Origin of the sequence: Spirosoma flavum, from assembly GCF_042686045.1 — a bacterium.
GTDB lineage: Bacteria > Bacteroidota > Bacteroidia > Cytophagales > Spirosomataceae > Spirosoma > Spirosoma flavum.
Genome location: NZ_JBHUOM010000023.1, coordinates 550,997 through 576,647, shown reverse-complemented (window position 1 = coordinate 576,647; position 25,651 = coordinate 550,997). Strand labels below are relative to the sequence as shown.

The window sequence follows — 25,651 nt, the reverse complement described above, 5'->3', positions numbered from 1 at the left end:
TCGCGTGGTCGCCTTATTGCCCTGCTTTTTGCTCCATATAATTCACCGTCAGATGGCATAGTGCTTTTACACCCAGGCCAAAGCTACTTTCGTCAATCTGGAAGTCGGGGGTGTGATGCGGTATCTGACCCGGCTTTTTGTCTTTCGGTCGGGCACCCGTGCTGAAAAAGAAGCCAGGAACCTTCTGCGCAAAGTACGCAAAATCTTCAGAGCCCATACCCGACGGAACCAGCAGAACGTTTGGCATACCGGCTAATGCCTGTAGCGTGGGAACCATTTTTGCCGTTAACTCCCGGTTATTGACAAGCATCGCATCTTCCATACTAATGGCGACTTCGGCAGTAGCACCAGCGCTCTTTGCAATACTCGTCACCACCTCCTTTATGCGCCGGTATATGGTGTTCCGCATGGTCGTATCGAGTGTTCGGATGGTACCGATCATCGTTGCCTCTTCCGGAATAATGTTTTCCCGATTACCGGCATGAAAGGCACCTATTGTCAACACGGCGGCATGTTCGGTGAGGGGCATATTTCGGCTCACAATGGTTTGCAGCCCCATGATAATTTGTGCTCCTGTAACAATCGGATCAACGCCTGACCAGGGAGCAGCCCCATGCGTTTGTTTGCCGTGTATGGTTATCTTAAAGATGTCATTCTCCGCGCTCACGCTGCCGGGCCGGTAGGTAAATAGCCCAAGAGCGGTTCCAGAAGCAATATGCTGTCCGAAAATAACATCCACTTTAGGGTTATCCGGTACACCTTCTTTGACCATTAGTTTGGCACCACCTTCTTCGCCGGTTGGCGGACCTTCTTCGCAGGGCTGGAAAATAAACTTTATGGTGCCTCGTAACTCACTCCGTACCGATGCCAGCACTTCGGCGGCACCCATCAGCATGGCCACATGGGAATCGTGACCGCAGGCATGCATCACTCCCGTCGTTTTCCCGTTGTAGTCGGTTGTAACGGTCGATTTGAACGGTAAATCAACGCGCTCGGTTACAGGCAAGGCATCCATATCTGCCCTCAACGCCACAACTGGACCCGGTTTGCCCCCTTTGAGCAGCCCCACGACCCCCGTTTTGCCCACGCCTGTTTTTACTTCGATTCCCAACGACTGCAAATGGGCCGCTACTTTAGCCGCTGTGCGAAACTCATGATTCCCCAGTTCGGGATTTTGGTGAATATCACGTCGCCAGTCAACAACCTTTGTGGTTAGTCCATCGGCAACTTTATCCATTCTGGTCAGTAAAGCGGTTGCGTTGGAACTACTGGTCTGCTGCGTCGGATTGGTTTGGGCGAAACTACCAAACGGCAGTACCAGCCCGGCCAGTAGGCAGCCAGCAAGTGGTTTGTAAAAGAGGTTCATGCGTGAGCGGTGGATTATATAGAGGACAGGGCGTTATCTAAATCATCGATTAGGTCGTCAACGTTTTCAATACCGACGGAGTAACGAATCAGGCTTTCGGGAATGCCAAGCTGTTTTCGTTGTTCTTCGGTGAGTTCTACGTGGCTGGTGGTTCGTGGCGGCCCGGCCAATGTACTTACCGATCCCAGACTGGCTGCCAGATGGACAAATTGGAGTTTCGGTAGAAACTTTTTCACATTGTCGTAACTGCCATGTAATGAGAAGCTTAATATGCCGCCGAATCCCGACATCTGTGCTTTGGCAATAGCATGGCCGGGGTGAGTTTCGAGGCCCGGATAAAAGACATCACTGACTTTAGGATGGGCCTTCAAATGCTGAGCAATTTTTAGTGCCGATGCATTTTGTCGTTCAATGCGAAGTTCCAGCGTTTTCATACCACGGGCAATCATATAAGCCGGATCGGCCTGAAGACTGGCTCCGTTGATTTCCCGAAACTGAAATACTTTGTCAACCAGTTCTTTTGTTCCACAAAGCACGCCACCCATCGCGTCGGAATGGCCACCCAAGAATTTTGTCGCGCTATGAACGACCAAATCCGCGCCCAGCGCCAGCGGGTTTTGATTGATGGGAGTAGCAAACGTGTTATCGACTACGGTAATGGCGCCAACTTTTTTAGCTGCCGCTGCCAGCCGTGTTATATCGACAACTTTCAGGGTAGGGTTGGTGGGCGTTTCCAGATAGAGAACGTCACAACCTTTAGCAATTTCGGCTTCCAGTTCGTCAAAATCTACGGTTTCGCAAAGCGTAACATTTATCTGATAACGAGGGAGGAAATCCAGAAAGAGTCGGCTGGCTCCGCCGTACGTATCTTTAATCGAAACAACGCGTTTTCCCGGTCCCAAGAGCGCAAACAACGTATTGCTGATCGCGCCCATCCCCGTAGCGAATGACGTTGCGGCTTCGGCACCTTCCAAAATTCGGATTTTTTCTTCGAGTACGTGTACGGTGGGGTTTGTATTGCGGCTATAAATGTAGCCGTCAGCCTTACCCGTTGCCACGTTATGCCATTCATCCAGATCAGTATAGGCAAAGGCAACACTTTTCACAATTGGTGTTGTAATGGCACCGTTGGCAAGGTGGTCGGTTTCACCCGCCCATACTGACGTTGTGCTTTTTTTGTACTTCGAAAAATCCATTGTAAACGATTGGGTTATTGAGCTGTAATTGGAAGGTGGCAGTTACTCATTCATGTGATTCTTTAACGCCTACGGACAACCGGAAACACCACAAAAAAATGAACGATGAGAAAAAAGATTAGTACCGCTAAAATCGAACGGGCAAGAATATTGTATTAAACCTCTTTTTTATTGCCAAATAATAATTGTCAGGCGACTGGTCGGACAGATTAATAAGCAAGTGTTATGGAAACGGTAATAATACGTAAAAAAGAGAAATGGCCATAGCACAATGTGCTAGATGGTACGTAGCTGACTTATGATTTTAGGTGCTCGGCCAGACAGCGATCAAGGTTTTGCAGGCCGGTGGTTAGTTCGTCGGGAGTAGGGTAGCCAAAGCCGATTCGCATATAGATCTTTTCCTGTTCGAACCAGTGTCCCGGTCCTACAAGGGTGTGGTAGTGCGAATATAGCGACTGGTAAAACGCTTCGACCTCAATTGGATAGTTAGCTTTTAGGCTCGGGAAGCAAACCACTCCGGCTGTCGGCTCTACCCATTCGAGATAAGGCGATTGAGAGAAGAATTGACAGATGATGGCGAAGTTACCACGGATGTGCTGGTGTGCCTGCGTCAAATAATCGTTCCGGCGTTGTAAAATGTGCAGGGCAACCTGTTCGTCCACCACCGAATTGGTAATCATGATTTGCTCTTTTGCCGCCAGAAACTGATGCATTAGTCCGGCATCTTGACAAATGATCCACCCAATGCGGATGCCCGGTACACCAAACGCTTTCGACAGGGAGCTAACCGAAATTACATTTTTACTTTTCTCCGCTAAGTAAGGGAAGGGGGGTGATTGGAAATTTAAATAGCGGTAAGTTTCGTCAACGAGGAGGTAGCAATTGTGAGCCTCCGCCAGATCAACCAGTTCGGTCAGGATGCGCTCAGAAATAACGGTACCTGTGGGATTATGCGGATTCGTAAGGCTAATTAGCCGGGTGTTGGGTTGAATGGCCCGGCGGATTTGATCTACGTTCACGGCAAAATGCTCGTCAAACGTCAGATCAATAATGCTCATCGCGCAATTGATGGCTCGCGGTGTTTCGAGGTTGGTTCCGTAATTAGGTCGTACCACAACCAGATGATCTGCTGGGCTGAGTAGGGTAGTGGCTACGATAAACAAAGCAGTGGCCGCCCCGCTACAGACCAACACATCTTTCGGCTTTAGAATCGTACTCTCGCTGGCGATACAGTCGAGCAGGTCGGGATGCCCCCGGTGATGGCTATACGACAAAAGCAACTCATCTAAATTGAGATTCAGGTCTTTCCACTGAATATCGCGCACCGAACTTTCTGCCAGATTATACTTGATGGTTGAATAGCCTATCTCTTCCGGCGATTCTATTTCAATCGGCATTCTGGTGTAGTTCATACGAGCAGAGAGGTGCAGCAAACTACAAAAATAGCCTTGGATTTGAGGGTTATTTCGAAATTTGTTCTACTATTTTTTTGCCGTTTTGATTGTCAGGGTTCAGCGCAATCGATTTTCTGTACATCGCAATGGCTTCTTTTTCTTGGCCGTTTTTTAAAAGCGCTTCACCGTAACTGTCATATACATTCCAGCTTTTCGGAAACAGGCTCACATTTAAGTTGAAAATGCCGAGCGCTTCTTTCAATTGACCTCGGCTCATTAGGCGGTAGGCCCAGTCATTCAGGTCGTCTTCTGACGGGTTGAAGTCTGAATTTTTCTTCTTTTCGTCATTTGCTACGTCGATAGCATGGTCAAAGCCGCGTTCCCGCAATTGCATATGGAGTGCCGTAATGGGATCGGATGCCGGGATCGCCGAGTTATAGTAGCCTGCCAGTTCATCAATAAATTCCTCCGGATAAGCGCCTGCCAGGTTGGTTAAAACGACAATGGCCAGATCATCATCAGGATACACAAAAAACGCCGAGCGGCCACCACCTGTTATAATCACCGCCTTATGTTTGGGGCGGGGTTTGGTTACCCATCCCATGGCCCACTGGGTAGGCGAACCGTTATTGTACGTTCCTGCTGTCCATAGTTCGTTGAGTGCGGTCTTGGTCTTGAGGAGTTTGCCTTGCTGCAACGCAATGATCCAATGGGCAACGTCTTCGGCTGTGCTGTTCATGCCTGAAGCCGTCCGTCGAAACGGCGGAAATACTTCATAATTGTTGGTGAGTTTATCCTCACTAAGTACTTGCCCGTCAATTTTCCTGATGTACCCATACGATTGTGTTTTATTGGGAATAACATCGCGCGAATCGCCAAAGCCAGTGCCGGGCATACCAGCCACCTGAAACTGCCGTTCTCTGAACACCTGCGTAAATGGTTTTTTGCGGAATTTATCGATGATTTTCCCTAACAAAGCGTAGTTCGTCTGATTGTAGCTATACTGCGTTCCAGTCGGGAAATCCATCGGCATCGACTTCGTTTTCGCCCAGACGGTATCCTCGCTCATCCCGAAACTTCCCGGAGCGGAGTCAAGCACCCGAAGAATATCCGGCAACCCCGAAACGTGGGTCAGTAATTGCCGTACGGTTACGGGTTGCCACGTTATGGGAAGACTATCAAGGTAGCGGGACACGGGAGCCGTAAGCGTCACTTTTCCCTCCTCCACCAACTGCATGATCGCTACGCCAGTAAACGCTTTCGTACAGGAATTAATTGAGAAGACGCTTTGGTTCGTCACGGGAACTGTGTATTGGAGATTGGCAATACCATACGATTTGAGCAGGACAATTTTGCCGTGCTGAATAATCGCAACCTGAAGCCCCGGAATACGACGCTCCTGCATTTCACGCTGTAGAACGGTCTCCACAGTGCCGGTTTGGGTCGTTTGCCCGTAAGAAAAGCTGCTATGAATGAATAGTAATAACAGAGCTATAATGAATTGCGTCCTGGTCATGAGATGAGCGTTTGGCGGAAAACTCTCAGTTATCCAAAAGGTTACCTGTCATGCATGGGAGATTTTTGATTTTCATCGGGGTGTAGACAAGCTCAAATCGTTTCTTACACAAGAACTAATTGTTCACCACAGGGTAGCTTACTCACAAGAGTACAGATTCTGGCTATCAAATGGGCAGTTCACGCATGGTATTCAGGTGTTTTGCTAACGGAGGATTGTTGGCCATTAACGACTTTATGTGCTTGAGCGCCGGCGCGGAGAGTTGTGATGTCCGGCTGATAATATCGACACCTTCAGGCGTAAATAGAGTTTTCGAAAACCAAATAACCGCCCATTGCCCATTGGGGTCTTGCAGAACGATTTTCCACTGGCTCCGTACCAAACTTAAGAGTCCTTTTCCTCGCCAGACGAAGGCCGATGAATCAGTTTGATCCTGATAATCGAAACCGGTAAGTGTTTTTGTTTTGCCCTTTTTCTGGTACTTGACTTCGTCCAGTAAGACGGTGATTTCCCCTTTTTTGTCAGTGATTGAATACGTAAAGGTAGGGTTTGTTTTATCACCCTTTAGCCACATCGGAAAGTTTGTACTGCAAACAAACCACGTGCCAAGCAACGTACGAATAAAAGGTGTCATGAGTGAAGAAGATAAACTGTCCAGAAATTGTGAATGATAAATTCCTGCCTAGCCATTACCTCTGATAGACATGTACATAATTTGAACTGTTGAACAGAACATGTAGTAGGTCTTAATCAGGGGATAGCTTAACCTTAGGTCAGGAAGCGGTAAAAGAACTTCAGCAACGGGGTTTCGCCTATTTTGTTCTGGTCGAGTTTGACGTAACACAGCCGGTCCGGGGATCGAAGGGTTTTTCTAGACAGGTACAGAAAGTAAACAGTTAGTTACTCTCACTCAGTTTTTTTATCTCGCCAAACATAGATTTGAAGCAGTTAGTGGCCGTGTTTTCGCCTGATTCTGGATTTACGCTTACGCCGTAATATTCATCTAAAAACGGCCCCGCACCCGACCATACCGTTTGCATCATGCCCTGAAATCGGTCTTTCATCACGGGCGTAACCGATTTTCTAAATTTTACCATATCCTGCGTTTGTGTAACGGCGAACCCTGGTTTTCGCCAGGGGCAGGTAATTACGCTAAGGCCCTTTGTTGCGAAATAAACAGCAGTTTGGTCAGGTCGTTCGTAGTGCCAGTCGCAAATCATAACATCTTTAGCAATCAGGTCGATGGCTCGGTATGTATTGTTGAAACTTCCTTCCCACATGCCAATGCCCGTGGTTTTGCCGTCGATGAGTCGGTCGCCCCAAATCCAGAGTTTACGATTTTTCTGAGCCAGATGGTTGCGGATTGAGTTAACCTCACCCGCAAATAAATCGGCTTTGTCGCGGCCCGAACAGCGCGGACATTTGTCGTCACCTATGTAAAAAACCTCATCCATGCCCGCATGAAACGCATCGGCTTGAAAGACATCACAAATTTCATCCATCAACTCAAATACGACCGCGTGTACACCCGGATGCAACGGGCAATAACTTTTGCAGTATAAGCCGTCGGCATTGGGCCAGACGTATTTCTCCGGCATTTTTACGTGTGGTGTTTCGTCAAATTCTGGATAAACGCGTAGTAAATTAGTTGTCTTACTGGCCCAGGACTGATGGCCCAGTAAATTGATTTGGGGTATCAATCGAATGTTGTTCTTCTGACAGGCTTTCACCAGCCTTTTTACCTCTCGTTTTGACAGCGCCAGACTATCGCGAAGCTCAGGATGGCTATCAAATTGATAGTTGAAATCAACTCGTAGAATCAACGTGTTGACCTGCCGGGGAGCGAGTTCTTCATTAATGAATTTGATAAACGTGTCGAGTTGTTTGGGCTGTGGGGCCGCAATGCAAAAGCCACGAACTGGCAAGAGGCTATCAATTGGGGTTTGGGCCATTGCTGTAATCCCCAAAAGGGAGAGAACAAAGACAAAAAGAGGGAAGTAGAGTCTGGTCATTCTGAATGAGTTTCTGAGTAGCAAACTACTGAAGAGACAACAGAATGCAAAAGAAGATTATTTTTATGATATACAAGTTAAAACGCATTGGTGAAAACGAAGAACCCCCGGCCAATAAGACCGGGGGTTCTTCGTACTATCTTATACTAAGCAATGGGTTTACATTCCCTGTGTCGAGAACTGCACTTTATCCAGCGCAAACAAGGCTTTTGGTCCGGCACTAGGGTTTATAAAAACTAAGTAGAGTTTATGTACACCTGACACTGGCTGGCGGAACGGCAAATTGACCGATCCCGCCGTACCCTGTTTCACATCAGCCTCACCCAACAGCGTACCCGTGGGCGAGTCGAGCCGGGCTTCAAGTTTGCCGCCAGCAACTTGATCGTTCGAGGCAAATACCGATGGCGTAAGTCCCTGGATGCCTGTTAAATCAATGTCATTGAACACCAGATAGCTACCCGATTTTGTGCCAATGGCGGCTGGTCCCATCTTTGGGATGTCGTATTGGAAAATATCCTGCTTCACATCAGCCGAAACAGCTTTCACCATTGGCGAACGAAGAGCCATTGATGTTGAGCTAGTTAGTGGCCCAATGGAACCATTACCCCGGTCGGTGTAACTGGCAGTCAGTACATACGAACCGTCTTTTTTCTGTTGTGCAGGCACATAATCACCCGCGAGTGGCTGACGATTAACTTTCTTTTCGTCGGCAAGTGACAGAATGTAGTTAACCATATCAGCCGCTTCACTTTCTTTCAATTGTGGGTGGGCACTCATTGCTTGCTCACCCCAAACACCGCCACCGCCAGTAATAATTTTCCGCGCCAGTTTGCCTTCAACCTGAGCACCTTTATATTTCTTGGCTACATCGAGGTAAGCCGGTCCAATCGATTTTTGGTTAATTGAGTGGCAGGCTTTGCAATCGCTTAGCTCCATCAATCGCTTGCCCGTAGATGAACCCAAATTGGCCTGGTGACCTTGGGCCAACATCGTTTTGTCGAAGCCTTCGAGGTAGTCAATTGTCATCGTCACATCGTCGGGGCTGATACCTTTTTGCAACGTACCATCCTCCTTGTCAACAACTTTAACCGCATATTTCACCGGCTTTTCAGGGAAATAAAATGTCTTATTTCCGGCTACAGCTACTTCTACCTGTGGCTCGGCATTTCCGACTTTAATTTCCATTGTTTGCGTCGCTACATGCCCAGCCGCGTCAGTCACTTTCAACGTAGTTGGGTAAACGCCTGGCTTACTGAACGTAACGGTTGGGCTGGCGGTCATCTGTTTTGGCATTCCATTACCGAACGACCACTCATACTTCAGTGCGTCGCCGTCATAATCCATCGACCCTTTCGAATCGAACTTTACCGCTAGTGGCGCTGCACCAACTGTTCTGCTAGCACTGGCAACGGCAACCGGCTTACGATTGCCAGCGTTGTAGGTAATGCGCGACAGGCGGGCGTCGCTGTTTGCCCCAAACCATTTCTGGCCATACTCGACGGTATAAAGCGAACCGTCATTCGCAAACTGCATGTCGATTATGTGCGAGAATTTTGCGCTGGGCATAAACGTTTCCATCTTCACAAAATCGCCATTCTCTTTCATTGTAACGGGATGTATCCAGTCGCGTATCCAGTCGTAGGCGAAGAATTTACCGTTATAATGCTGAGGGAATTTTACCGACGACTCTGGATAATCATCAAAGTAATAAACGGGGCCACCCATTGCATTCCGACCACCTTTGCCGACAATCGCTCCAAATTCCGGCGAATCGGCATAAGGGTAATAGATAAAGGCTTTTTGGGCCGGAGGAAGCTCTGTAAGCCCCGTATTATTAGGCGAGTTGTTAATAGGCTTCATCGGGTCGAACGGCGCCCCTGTTGTGCTGTCGGCAAAAGTACGTTGGTGATAAGGACGATTGTCAGCCACAAATAACGGCCAGCCAAAATAGCCGGCCTGCCGCGCCTGATTCATTTCGTCGTGACCACGTGGACCATATTTTTCACTGTTTTCACCGGCATCCGGGCCAACTTCTCCCCAGTAGAGGAAACCCGTGCGCTGATCAACCGAAATACGGTAGGGATTGCGATTGCCCATTACATAAATCTCGGGTCGGGCTTTAGGGTTTCCCTTCGGAAATAAGTTGCCCTCGGGGATTGTGTATGTGCCATCCGCTTCGGGATGGATACGCATAATTTTACCGCGCAGATCATTGGTGTTGCTCGATGTTGCGCGGGCATCCCAGCCTCGGCGGTTTGGCCGCTCGTCGATGGGCGCAAAGCCGTCAGAATTGAACGGGTTTGTGTCATCGCCAGCAGAAAGATATAGATTTCCTTTGCGATCCCAGGCAATTGATCCACCCGTGTGGCAGCAACCGTCGCGTTTGACGGGGATGGTCAACAATACTTTTTCCGTATTTAGCAATACTGTATCGCGTACATCATCATACACAAAACGTGACAGATGTTGAGCCGTATCAGCAACTGTATTTCCCTTTATGGGAGAATAGTAAACGTAAATCCACTTATTCTGCTTAAAGTTTGGGTCTATGTTAAGCCCCATAAGGCCATACTCAAACTTGGTGAAAACGGGAAAGTTCGCTACTATTTTTACTGACTTCTTTTTTGGGTCATACACCTTCAGTTCGCCCTTACGCTGGGCATACAGCACTTTGCCATTGTCCAGCACGGCCAGTTCAGTTGGTTCATCCATACCCTGAATCAAGACCTGCTGCTCAAAGCGGTTTTCTTCGGGAAACGGTTGCGTTTTTACTTGCCCGAATTTCAGGCTGGTTGCCATAACAGATTTAATACCGCCCAGAATGTGCTGCAAAAACAGCGGATCTACGTATGACTCATCCGTGTGGCCGCCACCTGTGTAAAAGGACTTGCCGCCGTCGAAATCATGATGCCAGATAAACGGGTGATTGTCGCCGTTTTTGCCGCCTTCGTACGTTTTTTCATCGAGTTTGCCCAAAACTTTTATATCCTTGGCAATGCTTTTATAGCTATACCATTCATCCCACCGCTTCCATCGATCGGGCAGCATTTTGGTGGATGGGTGGTTTTTGTCGATGATGTCAATTTCGGCGTTTTGTTGCTTAGGGTGATTTAAGAAATACGCCCCAATCAATTCATTATACCAAGGCCAGTCGTATTCGGTGTCGGCAGCCGCGTGAATACCAACGAAGCCGCCACCCGCCTGAATGTACCGCTCAAAAGAAGCCTGCTGTGCATCGTCGAGTACGTCACCAGTGGTGCTGAGCCAGATTACCGCGCTGTATTTTTTAAGGTTCGCTTCGGTAAACTTGGTGGCATCTTCAGTTGTGTCAACGGCAAACCCGTTTTCCTGACCAAGTTTCATAATTGCCACCTTACCCGCCGGAATAGAACCATGACGGTAGCCCTTAGTTCTTGAGAAAACCAGCACCCGGTTCAGCGCAACGGGGTTTTCTGCCGACGTCATTGCAGATTTGGTGGCTATAGTGCGTTTGGCAGTCGTTTGGGCCTCGGCAGACATCGTTATACCGGACACAGCCGTTGCCAGCACGCCCGCCAGCAGCAACGCGCGGGAGGGAAGCCATAAGTTTTTCATAGAGATTTTAGATTTATGCAGATTGCTTAGGTAAACCGCCAAACACTAACCGAGTCAGGTAAACTTATTTGATGATTCGATTGACTTTTATTGAGAAACAAAAGTAACGAAAAAGCGAACGCCAAGGTGTAGGCGTTCGCTTAAATTATAGGTTAAAAGCAGGTTAATCTACTTTTTTAAATGTCATAGTTGGTTTGCCATTCCGAAGCAAAATCAACTTGCCGTCTCCAACCCGGTAAGTCATAGGATTAGCCAGTTCAGTGAGGAATTTGCTCTCAAGTTGACCGACATCGCCCTCACAAGCCATTTTCGTTGTCATCAGCGGTCCGAAAACAATCTGTCGAGTATCAGCTTTAATGGTCCCGTTGAGTCGGTTGCAACCTGTTGTACCCGTTACGCGACCCTCTGTAAGTGAAATCTCTAAACGGGGTACCTCATTTCGTGGTCCGCTGGCCTTAATTGCGCGTCCCTGAAGTTCGGTCAATACCCAAATGTCCTGTAGCAGCGTAAGCTGTCGTAGTGATACGCCACAGCCCACGTAGTTTTTGCCCCGGAAATCGACTTCTACCCGGTAATCAAACCGTTGGCCCGATAGTTTATTGACGCAGCTATCAGGCCGAAACAAGATGTTGATTCGCCCCGACTGAGAACTGTCTCCCATTGCACTGTAGCGAATTACCCCGTCCGAATCGGTTTGACGCTCTGGAGCAGCCGTACGTAGACTGTCGCCGGTCAACGAGTTGAAACGTAAAAATCCCTTGGAGGAGTTAAGCGTCAATGACCACGAAGGATCATTACCCATCGCAATGATTTCGTCACCTGCTTTCAGTTGTTGGCTATAGTCGGTTGGTTGATTAACAGGAGTCATCATAGCCGCAAATTGGGCTGAAGGACGGCGACAGGCAGCGGTCAGGAATAACACGCTAAGCAAAACAGTTCGCATTGTATTTTGAATAATGAGTTCTGTTTATAAGACCTGCTCAGCAAAGAAAAGTTTAATTTATGCCAACTGAATAAGGTTAATGCAGACATCTATGATGATCGCTAGTCTCTGTTTACGGCCAATGATACATCCTGAAAAGGAGCTGGATAATTCCGTTCGGGCTATCACAGACTCCTAATTTTACCGTGTTACCATTATCCGCTTTGTAAGCAATCCTTGTCCCGTCTCAACCTGTAACACATAATTGCCAATTGGTAGGTTCCCCACATTAAAGCGAACCGAACCCGGCGTTGGCTGCGATGTACTCAATGACATATACCGACCCTGCATATCGGAAACCTGCACGGACTTGATGCCCTTGTAGAGCCAATCCGATTCCAGTACAACCTCGCCAGATGCTGGGTTAGGATAGAGCCGGGCATCCGTTGCCAACGGCTCAACAGCCGTAACAGTCTGGGGAGCAGCACGGAATACGGTCGCTACGGGAAAATCCCGAAACAGGGCTGCGGTTTCAACACTGGCATCGGTACCGAACCAATCAGTTAAAATGGCCGCATATACCTGTCTGAAATCAGTTTGCATTTTCAGGTTATTATTATCCAAATCGCTCAAGTTAGGGTTCTTGCCTACCATTGGCGACTTAATGGCCGTGCCAAATACAAACATCGGTGCTGATGTGCCGTGATCCGTACCCCGGCTGCCATTCGAAATGGCTCGCCGACCAAACTCTGAAAATGTCATACCCACCACCCGGTCTTCCAGTTTCAACTCGGCCAGATCGGTTTGAAAAGCAAGAATTGCATCGGATAGCGTACGGAGTAAATTCGCATGGGTGCCGGTGGTTGTATCGGTCGCATCAACCTGATTGGCATGATTGTCGAAGCCGCCAAGCGTGACATAATAAACTTTCGTTTGTAAGCCTCCGCTAATAAGTCGGGCAATAATTTTAAGTTGAGATGCCAGCGTGTTTGTGGCCGGATACGTTGCCAGATTTTTGCCCTTGCCAGCCGCCGTTTTGATTTGACCGGCATAACTCACTGAACTGGCCTGTTGCTGACGAATAAAATCGATTTGTTGACCGGCATAACCGGGCTGAATAACAATGGGGTTGCTGGGTTTATCGCCAACCAGCCGGGCAAACGTATCGGGGTCTTGCAGGACAATTGCCATCGAATTCGTTGAGCCGAGTAGGGTAGGAGCCGTCACATAACCAATCTGAATCGCTGGTGGATCGGGCATGGCAGTGGTCGGATAGCTATCCGGGAAGCCGGGAAATTGTTTATCGAGGTAACGACCGGCCCAGCCCGAAGTGGCTGTTTGACTGGAATCAACGGCGGTCATCCAGATGTCACTCGCCCGAAAGTGCGAGAAGTTAGGCGTCGGGTAGGATACGCCCTGCACCATACTCAGTTTGCCATCGTTGAATAGTTGCTGCATACCTGTCATGGCGGGGTGCAGACCCGTTCCGGCATAATTTTTCAACTTAAGCGCTTTGGCTTCTGGTATGGCGATGTTCCCCCGGAAACTCGGTGAGGTATATACACTCATCTGGTCGAGTGGAATCACCATGTTTAGCCCATCATTGCCTCCCTGCAACTGGATAATTACCAGTACCCGGTCGGTTTGATCAGCCAGGTTTATCAGCGACTGTACAAACGACGAAGGGCGCGCAAAGGCTTTAGCCCCGAATCCATCAATCAGGACCGGCAGGGCCAGTGCCGAAGCCGCATGTTGTAGAAAATTACGACGTTTCATAGGTAAAGAGGGATGGACCGGGTTGCCGGTGCAGTGAATGATTTTGGGTCAGTTATTGGCTCACTTATAATTAATTGACCTGATACTCAGCCATGCGGAAAATATATTGCAGAAACGTAGTCAGCTTTATCTGAACCGCTTGCTTTTTTGCGGAATCGGTTGGGTTTTTGGCGTAGTCGTTCCATTCGCTGGTCCACTCGTAGCGAGGAATGGAGCTGAGCAAAATCGTATCGGTCAGGAAATCTTTTTGCGTCTGGTTGAGCGAAACGGCCAGCAGTTGTGTCGTCAGGTCGTTCACTAATTTAGCCGCATCAGTTGGGTCGGAGAGCGTTTTGACATAGGCCAATACGTCGATAACTGGTTTGCCGTTTAATTTCAACGCATTGGTTGTCAGTGAGTCGCTAAAATATCCGCGTAAACCCAACGTGGTCGAGTTAATCCATTGCTGATAATAGCCTGTTTGGTAGTAGGCCGTCCAGCCAAACACATTTGGCGGATTGAGCAAATCCTGCTGCTCTTCTTTAAGGCGGGCATAGATGTAATTACCTATCTGGTAAAAAGCGGTTAGGTTCTGGGTTTGATCGGGGGCCTGTAAACCCCAAAATCGAAATGTGCCGATAACTAAATCAGTCGGCGATTTAATAACCGCTCCCTGCAACGCTGCATCAAAGAAATGCTGACTCTGAAAAAGAGCACTCAGTACCGGTTTTATATCGAAATTACTTTTGCGGAATAGATCCGCCAGCGGTTGAATGACATTCGATTCGACATCGGTAGAAATGTCAGAGTTGATAAACCAGCGGTAGAGTTTCCGACAGATATAGCGAGGTGTTTCGACATTGCGTAGGATCATGTCGATCAAATCGGTCAACTCATCCAAACCTGCCGTAGCGCCCGACCGCCCTTTGATAACTGTATTTTGATACGTCGCCGAGAAGGTTTTGTCGGTCGTGTCGTGCCTGGTCGACCTAAACGTGCTGCTGATCGCTGCGTTGGTTGCGTCGCGGTAGCCCGTATCGGTCCAACCTGTCAGAACTTTAGCCGCTGCCCGGACATCATCTTCGGTATAGCCGCCATTGCGACCAATGGTGAAGAGTTCCTGAAGTTCGCGGGCGTAATTTTCATTTGCCGTACCGACCACGTTCTGGTTTCCATTCAGAAACCGCAACATGGCCGGTTCCTGCGTCATCGCTATAGTGAACGTTTTGAAATTGCCCAGCGCATTTTGCCGGAGCAACGTATTGTACCGATACATATATCGGTAATCGTTGACTGTGGAATCGTTTGTTACGAAGTGGTTAGACCAGAACAGGGTCATTTTTTCGAGTAGCGATACAGGCTGATTGAGCATCAGGTTGGCCCACCACATTTTGACGTAGCTTTCAAATTTGCCCGAATTTGTCATGACAAACGGCTGGTCATGAAACGTCTTGTTCGTTACCAGATCGAGCGGGGGAGGGGGCGTAGGCTGGTCAGTCAGGAGTTGCGTGATAATCTGAGCGGCCGTTTGCCCAGTCAAGGATGTAATCTGACCGGGCGTAGGGCCAAACGTAGCCCGCCGAAGCAGGTAGGCGACCTGAACTGCCGTTAGAGGTTGCGAATACGCATCTAGTAAAGCCACGGCATTATTGATTAGATGAATTCGATTAGGTTTTTCATATAACTGACAATAACTCAACAAATAGGTTTAATAGCAAATGGCTAATTAATTGACTTTTAATGAGTTAGTTAATAAAAAAGCCTGAAATCAAAGATTTCAGGCTTTTTTATTAACTATATTTTTATTCTATTAACTCATAACTGAGGCTGTTGTGCAATCAGTGCATCGTCAGCGTGACTGGGTTTGCGGTTGCGCATAAAGAAGTATAGGCCACCAAAAGCGACAATGAGAATGACTGGGAATAAGACCATGTGTGACAGCGTCGCTTGCCCGGCGGCCAGCTCGACAGCATCGCCCGATAGCCCACGACCCGTAGCTGCTGTTGTCTCCGAATCAATCCAACCACCAATAATCGGTTGGAATATAGAGGTCGCGAACATGCCCATGCCGCCCATAATAGACATACCAAATGCACCAGCGCGAGGAATATATTCAGCAACAAAGCCAATCATCGTTGGCCAGAAGTAACACACCCCAATGGCAAAAATCACCGCTGAAACGTAGACCATTGGCCCCGTTGCAGTGCTCATCAAGTAAACGCCCAGAGACGCAAAAATAGCTGAGCCAAGCAACACGCCGGTTGGGTTAAGGCTGTGTACAACCGGTCCGGCAAAATACCGTCCTACGGCCATCAACCCCGTCACCAATGCCAGAATAAGCATTGGGCTAGCCCCTGCCTTACCCAGAATTGGACCAACCCACTGCTCAGGCCCGAACTCTGAAATAGCCGTCAGGGCCATGCAGGCAAGCATGAACAAGTACAAAGGCGAGATCATTGATTTCAGGTTTTCGCCGGTCGATGCAGCCCCTTCTACCTTGCTGGCCGGGAATTTTTGCCCCAGGAACATAAACGCATAGATCACCGCCGGAATCAGAATCGAGCCGATTTGTAATTGCCAACTCAGATTGGCATCGGTCATGAATTTCGAGACTAATGTCCCGATCACGATCCCACCCGGAAACCACATGTGAAAGCGGCTGAGCATTTTAATTTTTACATTACCATCATACATGTCGGCGATCATAGGGTTACAGGCGGCTTCGACCGTGCCATTGCCAAACCCAACGAAGAAAGTCGACAATAGTAAAGTCCAGTAACCACCCGCGAAAATAGTCATTATCAAACCCAGGATGTGTGTGGCAAAAGCTACCCACACGATGCGCTTGGGACCAATTACATTATAAAGTGGACCACCAAAAATCATGGCAATTGGAAAACCCAGAAAAGCCATAGCGTTGACATAGCCCAACTGTTCGGCCGTCAGGTTAAACTCCTTACCCAACTGAGTTAGGACACCAGCCCGGATAGCGAATGCCATAGCGGTGGTGATGAGCGAAAAGCAACTGGCGTTGAACAGTCGCGAACGATTGACGGTTAGGTCCATTTTCTGCAAGAGGGGATTTAGTGAGTATTTGTTCGTTTGATACGTAAAAGGCAGCAACCAGGGGAAAACTCCCCGCTAGATGTCCGTTTTTGTGCAAATTTTCCGAAAAATAAGAGAAAACCGCTAATTTCCGGTCTCAAAAAATAAATGGGTTTCCTTATTCAGTGAATCAGTTCAGAGTAAACGTAAAAGTTGACCCTAAACCAGTAAACCAAATAACGTAAACTTCTTTTCTAACTTGTTTACACTCAACTTAAATACCAATGCATAGAAAATTGCGAATGGGTATGGTAGGCGGAGGACTTGATGCCTTTATTGGTGCCGTTCATCGTCGGGCGGCTGCAATAGATAACGAAATCGAACTCGTTTGCGGTGCCTTCAGTGCTAACCCCGAAAAATCTAAAGCAACTGGCTACACACTCTATCTGCCCGAAGAACGTGTATATGGGTCGTTTGAGGAAATGATTCTTCGCGAAAAGGAATTGCCCGAAGGTGAACGAATGGATTTTGTTTCAATCGTAACCCCGAATCACCTGCATTTTCCACCCGCCAAGCTGGCCCTAGAAAATGGGTTTCATGTCGTATGCGACAAACCAATGACGCTCAACCTGGCCGAAGCGAAAGAACTGGCCCGAATTGTTGAGGAAACGGGGCTACTATTTTGTCTGACGCATAATTACACGGGCTACCCGATGGTAAAAGAAGCGCGCGCCATGATTAAAGCCGGGAAACTGGGAAAGATTCGGAAAGTTATTGTCGAGTATCCGCAGGGCTGGCTGGCCACCTTGATCGACACCTCGGGCAATAAACAAGCCGATTGGCGCACCGACCCGGCACGATCGGGGGCAGCGGGGTGCATGGGCGACATTGGTACCCATGCGGAGAATCTGGCAGAGTATATAACGGGGTTGAAAATTACCGAACTCTGTGCCGACCTAACAACGTTTGTGCCCGGTCGCCGACTTGAAGATGACGGTAATGTATTGCTTCATTTTGACAACGGAGCCAGGGGTGTTTTGCATGCCAGTCAGATCGCCAACGGTGAAGAAAATGATCTTAACATTCGTGTTTATGGCGAACTGGGCGGCTTACAATGGTGGCAAATGGAGCCAAACACACTGATCTACAAAACGAACGAAAATGGGGCGCGTCGTATCAGAACGGGTGTTGGCGAGTTATCGCCTGAGTCAAAAGCCGCCACGCGGATTCCAGCCGGGCACCCTGAAGCGTTTTTGGAAGCTTTTGCTAACATATACCGCAATTTTGCCCTTACGCTCCGTGCCCGCATGAACGGCCAAGAACCTGATTTACTTCATACAGATTTTCCTGGTGTTGAGGAGGGAATACGAGGACTTGCCTTTATCGATACATGCATTGCGTCGAACAACTCAACAGAGAAGTGGACACAGTTTATTGAGTAAATGTAGCCGCATCAGCGGCCCCGCTGGACGGCCACGTCCAGATGTTTTGGTGTATTATTTCACCCGGATGTGGCCGTCCGGGATACAAAACCCTACTCATGCAAAAAATTAACATCGGCGTCGTTGGCACCGGATTTATCGGACCCGCGCACATCGAAGCCCTGCGTCGTTTACCTAATACAAACGTCGTTGCGCTTTGCGAAGTAACCCCCGAACTAGCTCGTCAGAAAGCGGACCAACTTGGAATTGAACGCGCCTGTACGTTTGATGAGTTGCTCAAGATGGAGGACATTAAAGTAATCCACATCTGTACGCCCAACTTCCTGCACTACAGTCAGTCAAAAGCGGCTTTGCTGGCTGGTAAGCACGTTGTTTGTGAAAAACCGCTGGCCAAAGACCTCCATGAAGCTGAAGAACTTGTGCAACTGGCAAAAGAAACCGGTTTAGTAAACGCTGTACATTTCAACCTGCGATACTACCCACTGGTTCGGCAAATGAAATCAATGCGTGAACGGGGTGATTTGGGCGATGTGTATTCTGTAATTGGTTCTTATCTACAGGATTGGCTGTTTTATAATACCGATTATAACTGGCGGCTCGAACCCGACAAATCAGGTGATTCACGGGCTATTGCCGATATTGGTTCGCACTTAATGGACAGCTTAGAATACATTACGGGTCTGAAAACTGTGGCTGTGATGGCCGACTTTAATACAATTCATAAGTTACGGAAGAAGCCATTAAAGCCGGTTGAAACGTACTCCGACAAGATGCTGTCGCCGGACGATTATGCCGATGTGCCCATCAATACTGAAGATCACGCTAATGTGTTGCTGCGGTTCGACAATGGAAACCGGGGGGTCATTACGGTGTCGCAGGTATCAGCAGGTCGTAAAAACCAGATGAAGCTGGAGATTGCGGGCTCGAACAAAACATTTGCCTGGAACTCCGAAGCACCCAATAAAATGTGGATTGGTAATCGTGACAGTGCCAACGAATCGCTTCTGCGCGACCCATCGCTGGCGCACCCCGAAGCCCGTTCTGTTATCTCATTTCCCGGTGGCCACAACGAAGGTTTTCCAGACACCTCGAAGCAATTGTTCAAAGAAGTGTACGATGCTGTTGCCGCTGGAAAACAACCCGACAAACCCACTTTCCCAACCTTTGCCGACGGCTATCGCGAACTGCTCATCTGCGAAAAAATTCTGGAGAGCAACAGAAAGCAGGCGTGGGTGGAAATCTGATGAGTGCTTAGTAGATCAAAGCCTGTAAACATATTTGACCTGAATAAACCTGACTGATCGACCATTCGGGCTGACGGTTAAGTTGGTCAGTCGCTCATTCAAAATTGAACACATATGAAAACGATGAAAGGTCCGGGCATTTTCCTTGCTCAGTTTCTGGGTAGCGAGGCCCCATTCAATTCGCTCGAATCTATTGCCAAATACATGGCTGATCTGGGTTACAAAGGGATCCAGATTCCGACGAATGATCCGAAAATCTTTGACCTCAAGCTGGCCGCCGAAAGTCAGACCTATTGTGATGAACTGAAGGGTAAACTTAGCGATATCGGCGTTGAAGTAACAGAACTGTCTACCCACTTGCAAGGGCAGCTAGTCGCTGTTCATCCAGCTTATGCAACTATGTTCGATGGGTTTGGTCCGGCCGAGTTGGCGGGTCACCCTAAAGAGCAGCAGGCGTGGGCAACGGACCAGCTAATATTGGCGGCTAAAGCCTCTAAAAACCTCGGCCTTACGGGGCACGTTACGTTCTCAGGAGCATTGCTATGGCCATTTATGTATCCGTGGCCGCAACGCCCGGCGGGTCTGGTCGAGATGGGCTTTACGGAATTGGCTAACCGTTGGATGCCTATCCTGAATGCTTTTGACGAAGCGGGTGTGAACGTTGGGTATGAACTGCACCCTGGCGAAGATTTGCACGATGGTATCACGTTCGAGATGTTCCTGGAAAAGGTGGGTAACCACCCACGCGCGGGCATCAACTATGACCCAAGTCATTTTGTGTTGCAACAGCTTGACTATCTGCAATTTATTGACTTTTACCACGAGCGGATTTTTGCTTACCACGTAAAAGATGCCGAGTTTAATCCAACGGGTAAGCAAGGCGTGTATGGTGGTTTTCAGGGCTGGGTAGATCGGGCTGGTCGGTTCCGGTCGCTGGGCGATGGGCAAGTCGATTTCGGTGGAATCTTCAGCAAACTGGCGCAGTACGACTACGACAGTTGGGCGGTATTGGAATGGGAATGTGCGTTGAAACACCCGGAGCAAGGAGCCGCCGAGGGCGCGCCCTTCATTGAAAGTCACATTATCCGCGTTACAGAACGCGCGTTCGACGACTTTGCCGGAACGGGAAGTGACGACGCTTTTAATAAGAAGGTACTGGGGTTATAGACTTGCAAATACTAGGATTGTAAAAATGGATTACAGAAATTTTTCTGTAATCCATTTCCTAAATATCATTAGCGGCTTTGCGTGTTTTTGGAGAAATAACGGGTATTCCTGAAGGAAGCGAATTTGAAAACCGCTACTATTTATCGCAATATGGTGTGCATAAGCCTTTGCAAGCCGGTATTAGTGGTTCACAAACTGAAGGAGCTGATTCCATTGTCTTGTCTGGTGGATATGAAGATGACGAAGATTATGGGGATGTCATTATTTATACTGGACACGGTGGGCGTAGTCAGGTAACGGGTTTGCAAGTTTCTGATCAACAGCTTTCCCATCAAAATCTAGCTTTAGCGCTAAATTGTCAGCAAGGAATTCCAGTTCGCGTAATACGTGGATATAACCACCAATCTATTTTTTCTCCATCAGAGGGCTATCGATATGATGGCTTGTACCGGATTGCCGATTATTGGCGAGCGCAAGGTTTGTCAGACTTCTTTGTTTGGCGGTTTAGGTTAATTAAAATTGATAAATTAGTAGATTTAGTTGTAGTTAATGAAGATCAACCTATTTACGGAAAACCAAAACGAGTTGAGACGATGGTTCAACGAATAATCCGGGATACTGCCCTGTCGTCATACGTTAAAAAAATGTATGGTTTCCGCTGTCAGGTATGTCGTGTGGAGATTCGTACTAATACGGGTTTATATGCAGAAGCGGCCCATATTCAACCACTAGGAATGCCACACAATGGACCGGATATTTTGCCTAATATTTTGTGCTTATGTCCAAATCATCATGTTATGTATGATTTTGGTGGTTTTGGTATAAAAGATGATTTCGCATTAATTGGGATAGATGGTAAATTATTTAGGAAGGCGAAACATATCATTGATTGTCAGTACTTGCAATATCATCGCAAGCATTTTATGATATCTGATTGATAATAAATGAATTCTTTTGTCAGAAGTTCCTCTAAATAAATACCACATCGTCTATCGCTCGTGCAGTTAGAACTTAATTGTTAGATAGCCTGCCTTTCTGTCATAATGCTCATATTTGCGGGCAAATAATAAACGTTGGTGTGGCGATAACTCGATCTACAATTGCACTTTTTGGCGCTGAGCTCATAGGTACCGCGCTGTTGCTTTCGGTTGGGCTGAGTATCGTTATCTTTAATTGGGGAACGGGAAGTAGTATGACCAGCCTGATCCCATCTGAACCCGTGCGCCGAATCGTGACGGGTTTTTTGTTTGGTACTACTGGCTGTTTAGTTACACTATCGCCGGTTGGTAAAATCAGTGGAGCGCACATTAACCCAGCCGTTAGCGTAGCTTTCTGGCTGCGGGGAAAAATGAAAACGTCGGTTATGATTGGCTATATAGGCAGTCAGATGATTGGTGCTATCATCGGCTGTCTGCCATTGTTATTATGGGGAGACCAGGGGAAAAGTATTCACTACGGCCTGACAGAACCGGGTAAGGCAGGCGTATTCGACGCTTTTTTAGGGGAAGTGCTTACTACTATTGGGCTGATTACAACCATATTTATTTTTGTGGGCAGCAAAAAACTCCGAAACTACACCCCCTACACCATGCCGTTTCTGTATGGGTTCATGGTGTGTATCGAGTCGCCATTTTCGGGTTGCAGTACAAACCCCGCGCGTAGTTTCGGACCAGCCGTTGTAAGTCAGATTTACTCGAATTATTGGTTGTATGTAGTTGCTCCCTTCACTGGTGTTCTGTTGGTTGTGGGTATTTTTAGATTGTTGCGTCTACACCGGTATTATCAAATCGAGGCTGCTCGTATAAGCTACCACGAAAGCCCAACTCCCCAGGTTCTGAAAACTGCCTGAACAAGCAGGTTGGGTTTCTCCAAACGTGTGGCCTTTCTTCGTCGTGGGTCAAACAAACTACACTCAACGCCAAATTTAATTATACTCAGCAAGCCCTATGGCCTATTTTCCCGTCACCTCGTCAATTCTTTCCGCAACGCATCTTTCCCAATTTTTGCAGACGAAGTACAGTTTATCATCGAGCGCAACATGTCGCCTATTGAAAGCGGGAATTAATCATTCATATTTAGTTACTGATGGTTCGGTTAAAGCAGTTTTTCGGGTATATAGCCTGAACTGGCGTACCGAAAATGAAATTGGGGAAGAAGTAAAATTACTAAATCTGATACAAAAAAATGGCGTTCCGGTATCATACCCGTTGAATGATATAGCTGGAAAATATATCCAGGAAATTGATGCACCGGAAGGGAAACGATTTGGGGTTATGTTTTCATTTGCTGAGGGAGAGAAACTACTTACCTACTCGTCTGACTTGCATTTTAAAGTAGGGGAAATTATGGCGAAATTTCATAAGATCACCCATAACTTAACCCTAGATAGGGCTAAGTATACGCCGGAGATTATGCTGGTTGATTCGCTTAATCAATTGAAAGCATTTCTTCCTGAGGAAACAAAAGAAATGCAGTTTATGCAGGATATGCAAGGCTATCTATTATATGAATTTACTAAAATTGATAACAATAAAATCCGACGGGGAATTGTGCATTTAGATATCTGGTTCGATAATTTAAACATTGATGAAGATGACAAGACTACTCTATTCGATTTTGATTTTTGTGGTAATGGAATGCTTTGTTATGACATAGCTTACTACATTTTACAGATACATAGTACTGAGATTGATGAGAGTGAATTTAGAAAAAAAGCAGAAAGTTTCCTAGCTGGTTACGAGTCGATTACTGAGATTAGTGGTGAGGAAAAGAGACTCTTGCCCATGTTAGGTGTAAGCGTTTATTTCTTTTATCTAGGCGTTCAGTGTGAGCGATTTGATAATTGGTCAAACGCGTTCCTGAACGATCTGTATCTAAAACGGTTCATCAATTTACGCGTAAAACGGTGGGCTGATTTCAATAAGTTAAATGTAAAATAAGGTTAGTCTGATAAAACTAAAAAACACTCTACCGAAGCTTAAAAACGGCCAAGTTAAGCGTTGGCAAGATGACCGTTAGCGAGTTAACCGGCGTAAAGGATTAGATGTCCAACATATAACGTAGAAATGGGTTCACTCATTAAAGAGACACCGTTTTGAAAAGTGCAGGCGTGTGGTTGCCTAGTTATGGAACGGTCGAGGGAACGTCGATTAAGGAGATCGTGGCCTGAAGTTTAGTTTTTTACTCTCGTCTGCAATCAGATTTCCGATACACTCCACTGCACGTAAAACGAGGTTATTGTCAGTTTCTAGCAATAGAAAGCTTTTTAGTAGCTCTAAATTGAGAAAATAGCGCTACTTTTACAGCCGGTAATTGGTTCTATGGTGTAATGGATAGCATCACAGTCTTCGGAACTGTTGGTTGGGGTTCGAGTCCCTATAGGACCACTAGTACTAGTTTAGTAAGTTTGTCCCTACACTAAAAGCCTGACTCCCGCGCCGGAATCGGGCTTTTTGTTGTTTCTCCTGCACCGCTCCACTGCGCAGTCTGCCCACCACAAGACTTACCAGATGGGTAACACCCAATCTTTTGCCAAGAAAGTTATCATAAAGGATGCCTTCATCAAAAAGAATGGAATGGCCGCGTTGTATATGTATGTCAGCGTTGCTAGCAATTGGGACCATTTACCACTGAAGCTGTCATGGCCGCCAACCTTTTAAATACAACGTGGTGCACCTTAAATCTTTGTCCAGTACTTTTAGCAAGTCCCGTAACAATTTATCATTTGATCATGAATATAATTCTTGACGCTAGCCCCCTAGGAATCGGTTTCTACCATAGGCAGGCTAGAACAGGCATTAGTCGTGTTATTGAACAGTTAGTAATTGGCTTGCATCACTCCAACGAAATTAATTTGATGCTGGCTGCACCTACTCATCTAACCGAGACTATGCGCTACTCCCATTCTGTGTTTAATGGTAATGCACCTGTCTTTGTTAATAATTCGAGTGAGCAAAGCTTGGCTAGGGTTGAAAATAGACTGCTAGGTTATTTCTCCCCCGATAGTAAACCAACTAAAGTAATTCGAGAACTTACTTACCGAACACGTCGACTATTAAATCAGGATGTATCCGATTTCAATGCAGCAAGTTTATCAGACCAGACCTTATATCATGCTACCTTTTTCCCAATCCCCGAAGCCATTCGCAAAAGCCGGACTTTACCCATGGTCCAAAGCATCTATGATATGATTCCAATTTTGTATCCCAACTGGTTTACGTCTGGTGAACAAACGGTTAAGCAGGTATTAGCAACACTCCCACCCGAAGCTTGGGTAACGACGATTTCGCAAGCAACAAAAGATGATTTCTGTGCGCATACTGGTTTCGATACGAATCGAGTAGTACCTATTCTACTGGCTGCTTCACCCACGTTATTTTATCCAGTTATTGATCAGGGTCAGAAACAGGCTATTAAGACAAAACTAGGTATTGGCGATAAACCATATCTACTGAGTTTGGCCACACTCGAACCCCGCAAGAATATTGCCCACCTAATTCGTGCATTTGGGCAATTAGTGAATAGCGGAGAGGTAGCTTCTGATGTGCAGTTAGTGCTGGTTGGGGCGAAGGGCTGGAAATTTGATGAGATTATGGCTGAAGCCAGCAAAAGTCCGGCCTTGGTCTCACGATTGATCTTTACGGGTTTTGTGCCGGACGAAGAACTGGCACCGCTTTATAGTGGAGCACTGGCGTTTATTTATCCCTCTCTCTATGAAGGCTTTGGTTTGCCCCCTTTGGAAGCTATGCAATGCGGTTTACCTGTAATTGCCTCTACTATTGCGGCTATTACCGAGGTTGTTGGCAAGGCAGCTATCCAAGTTTCACCTACGGATGCCGACGCACTTTGCCAAGCTATAGTTACCGTGACAAAATCGTCAACCCTCAGAGCTGACTTGTCTGCAAAAGGATTAAAACAGGCATCCTTGTTCTCATGGGATAAATTTACCGCAGAACATGTGGAGTTATACAAACATATTATCAGGTCTCAATAAAGACT

Annotated in this window: 19 protein-coding genes and 1 tRNA gene; 8 read left to right on the top strand and 12 right to left on the bottom strand. The window is 47.2% G+C overall.

The features are described from left to right. Nucleotides 1-13 precede the first annotated feature (13 nt). The 11 genes from ACFS25_RS23110 to ACFS25_RS23060 form a co-directional block, all read right to left on the bottom strand. On the bottom strand, nucleotides 14-1,366 hold the full coding sequence (locus tag ACFS25_RS23110) for an amidohydrolase (protein WP_381505721.1): 1,353 nt from the start codon (nucleotides 1,364-1,366) through the stop codon (nucleotides 14-16). A 14-nt stretch (nucleotides 1,367-1,380) separates the two neighbouring features. Next, on the bottom strand, nucleotides 1,381-2,562 hold the full coding sequence (locus ACFS25_RS23105) for a cystathionine gamma-synthase family protein (protein ID WP_381505719.1): 1,182 nt from the start codon (nucleotides 2,560-2,562) through the stop codon (nucleotides 1,381-1,383). 296 nt (nucleotides 2,563-2,858) lie between these two features. Next, on the bottom strand, nucleotides 2,859-3,974 hold the full coding sequence (locus ACFS25_RS23100; protein WP_381505717.1) for a pyridoxal phosphate-dependent aminotransferase: 1,116 nt from the start codon (nucleotides 3,972-3,974) through the stop codon (nucleotides 2,859-2,861). A gap of 49 nt (nucleotides 3,975-4,023) precedes the next feature. Next, a complete protein-coding gene (locus tag ACFS25_RS23095; RefSeq protein WP_381505715.1) occupies nucleotides 4,024-5,472 on the bottom strand; it encodes a serine hydrolase in 1,449 nt (482 codons plus the stop codon). Nucleotides 5,473-5,638: 166 nt separating this feature from the next. Then, nucleotides 5,639-6,106, bottom strand: a complete 468-nt coding sequence (locus tag ACFS25_RS23090) for a lipocalin/fatty acid-binding family protein (protein WP_381505713.1) — start codon at nucleotides 6,104-6,106, stop codon at nucleotides 5,639-5,641. 262 nt (nucleotides 6,107-6,368) lie between these two features. Then, nucleotides 6,369-7,484 carry a family 20 glycosylhydrolase gene (locus ACFS25_RS23085; protein ID WP_381505711.1) on the bottom strand — a complete coding sequence of 372 codons (1,116 nt, stop codon included), beginning with the start codon at nucleotides 7,482-7,484 and terminating at the stop codon, nucleotides 6,369-6,371. 159 nt (nucleotides 7,485-7,643) lie between these two features. After that, entirely contained in the window at nucleotides 7,644-11,078 is a 3,435-nt protein-coding gene (locus tag ACFS25_RS23080) for a ThuA domain-containing protein (protein ID WP_381505709.1), read from the bottom strand. Between the two features lie 163 nt (nucleotides 11,079-11,241). Continuing rightward, nucleotides 11,242-12,021, bottom strand: a complete 780-nt coding sequence (locus ACFS25_RS23075; RefSeq protein WP_381505707.1) for an META domain-containing protein — start codon at nucleotides 12,019-12,021, stop codon at nucleotides 11,242-11,244. Nucleotides 12,022-12,201: 180 nt separating this feature from the next. Then, the gene (locus ACFS25_RS23070; RefSeq protein WP_381505705.1) at nucleotides 12,202-13,776 is read right to left on the bottom strand and encodes a DUF1501 domain-containing protein; all 1,575 of its coding nucleotides are present in this window, start codon (nucleotides 13,774-13,776) and stop codon (nucleotides 12,202-12,204) included. Between the two features lie 70 nt (nucleotides 13,777-13,846). After that, complete coding sequence (locus ACFS25_RS23065) at nucleotides 13,847-15,397, bottom strand: DUF1800 domain-containing protein (protein WP_381505703.1); 1,551 nt, start codon at nucleotides 15,395-15,397, stop codon at nucleotides 13,847-13,849. A 173-nt stretch (nucleotides 15,398-15,570) separates the two neighbouring features. After that, on the bottom strand, nucleotides 15,571-16,821 hold the full coding sequence (locus tag ACFS25_RS23060; protein WP_381505701.1) for an MFS transporter: 1,251 nt from the start codon (nucleotides 16,819-16,821) through the stop codon (nucleotides 15,571-15,573). A gap of 281 nt (nucleotides 16,822-17,102) precedes the next feature. Between ACFS25_RS23060 and ACFS25_RS23055 the strand changes: the two genes are divergently transcribed. From ACFS25_RS23055 to ACFS25_RS23025, 7 genes are all read left to right on the top strand, one after another. Beyond that, complete coding sequence (locus ACFS25_RS23055; RefSeq protein WP_381507061.1) at nucleotides 17,103-18,242, top strand: Gfo/Idh/MocA family protein; 1,140 nt, start codon at nucleotides 17,103-17,105, stop codon at nucleotides 18,240-18,242. A gap of 98 nt (nucleotides 18,243-18,340) precedes the next feature. Then, nucleotides 18,341-19,486 carry a Gfo/Idh/MocA family protein gene (locus ACFS25_RS23050; protein ID WP_381505699.1) on the top strand — a complete coding sequence of 382 codons (1,146 nt, stop codon included), beginning with the start codon at nucleotides 18,341-18,343 and terminating at the stop codon, nucleotides 19,484-19,486. A gap of 114 nt (nucleotides 19,487-19,600) precedes the next feature. Continuing rightward, nucleotides 19,601-20,653 (top strand): sugar phosphate isomerase/epimerase family protein, encoded by a 1,053-nt coding sequence (locus ACFS25_RS23045; RefSeq protein WP_381505697.1) that lies wholly within the window; start codon nucleotides 19,601-19,603, stop codon nucleotides 20,651-20,653. A gap of 77 nt (nucleotides 20,654-20,730) precedes the next feature. Beyond that, entirely contained in the window at nucleotides 20,731-21,591 is an 861-nt protein-coding gene (locus ACFS25_RS23040; protein WP_381505695.1) for a YDG/SRA domain-containing protein, read from the top strand. Nucleotides 21,592-21,731: 140 nt separating this feature from the next. Continuing rightward, a complete protein-coding gene (locus tag ACFS25_RS23035) occupies nucleotides 21,732-22,502 on the top strand; it encodes an MIP/aquaporin family protein (RefSeq protein ID WP_381505693.1) in 771 nt (256 codons plus the stop codon). A gap of 97 nt (nucleotides 22,503-22,599) precedes the next feature. Next, on the top strand, nucleotides 22,600-23,592 hold the full coding sequence (locus tag ACFS25_RS23030) for a phosphotransferase (protein WP_381505692.1): 993 nt from the start codon (nucleotides 22,600-22,602) through the stop codon (nucleotides 23,590-23,592). A 375-nt stretch (nucleotides 23,593-23,967) separates the two neighbouring features. Then, nucleotides 23,968-24,039 (top strand) — tRNA-Arg (locus tag ACFS25_RS23025). Nucleotides 24,040-24,045: 6 nt separating this feature from the next. Here the strand turns inward: ACFS25_RS23025 and ACFS25_RS23020 are convergent. Then, nucleotides 24,046-24,276, bottom strand: a complete 231-nt coding sequence (locus ACFS25_RS23020; RefSeq protein WP_381505690.1) for a hypothetical protein — start codon at nucleotides 24,274-24,276, stop codon at nucleotides 24,046-24,048. A gap of 107 nt (nucleotides 24,277-24,383) precedes the next feature. Between ACFS25_RS23020 and ACFS25_RS23015 the strand changes: the two genes are divergently transcribed. Then, the gene (locus ACFS25_RS23015; protein WP_381505689.1) at nucleotides 24,384-25,646 is read left to right on the top strand and encodes a glycosyltransferase family 4 protein; all 1,263 of its coding nucleotides are present in this window, start codon (nucleotides 24,384-24,386) and stop codon (nucleotides 25,644-25,646) included. Nucleotides 25,647-25,651: the final 5 nt, after the last annotated feature.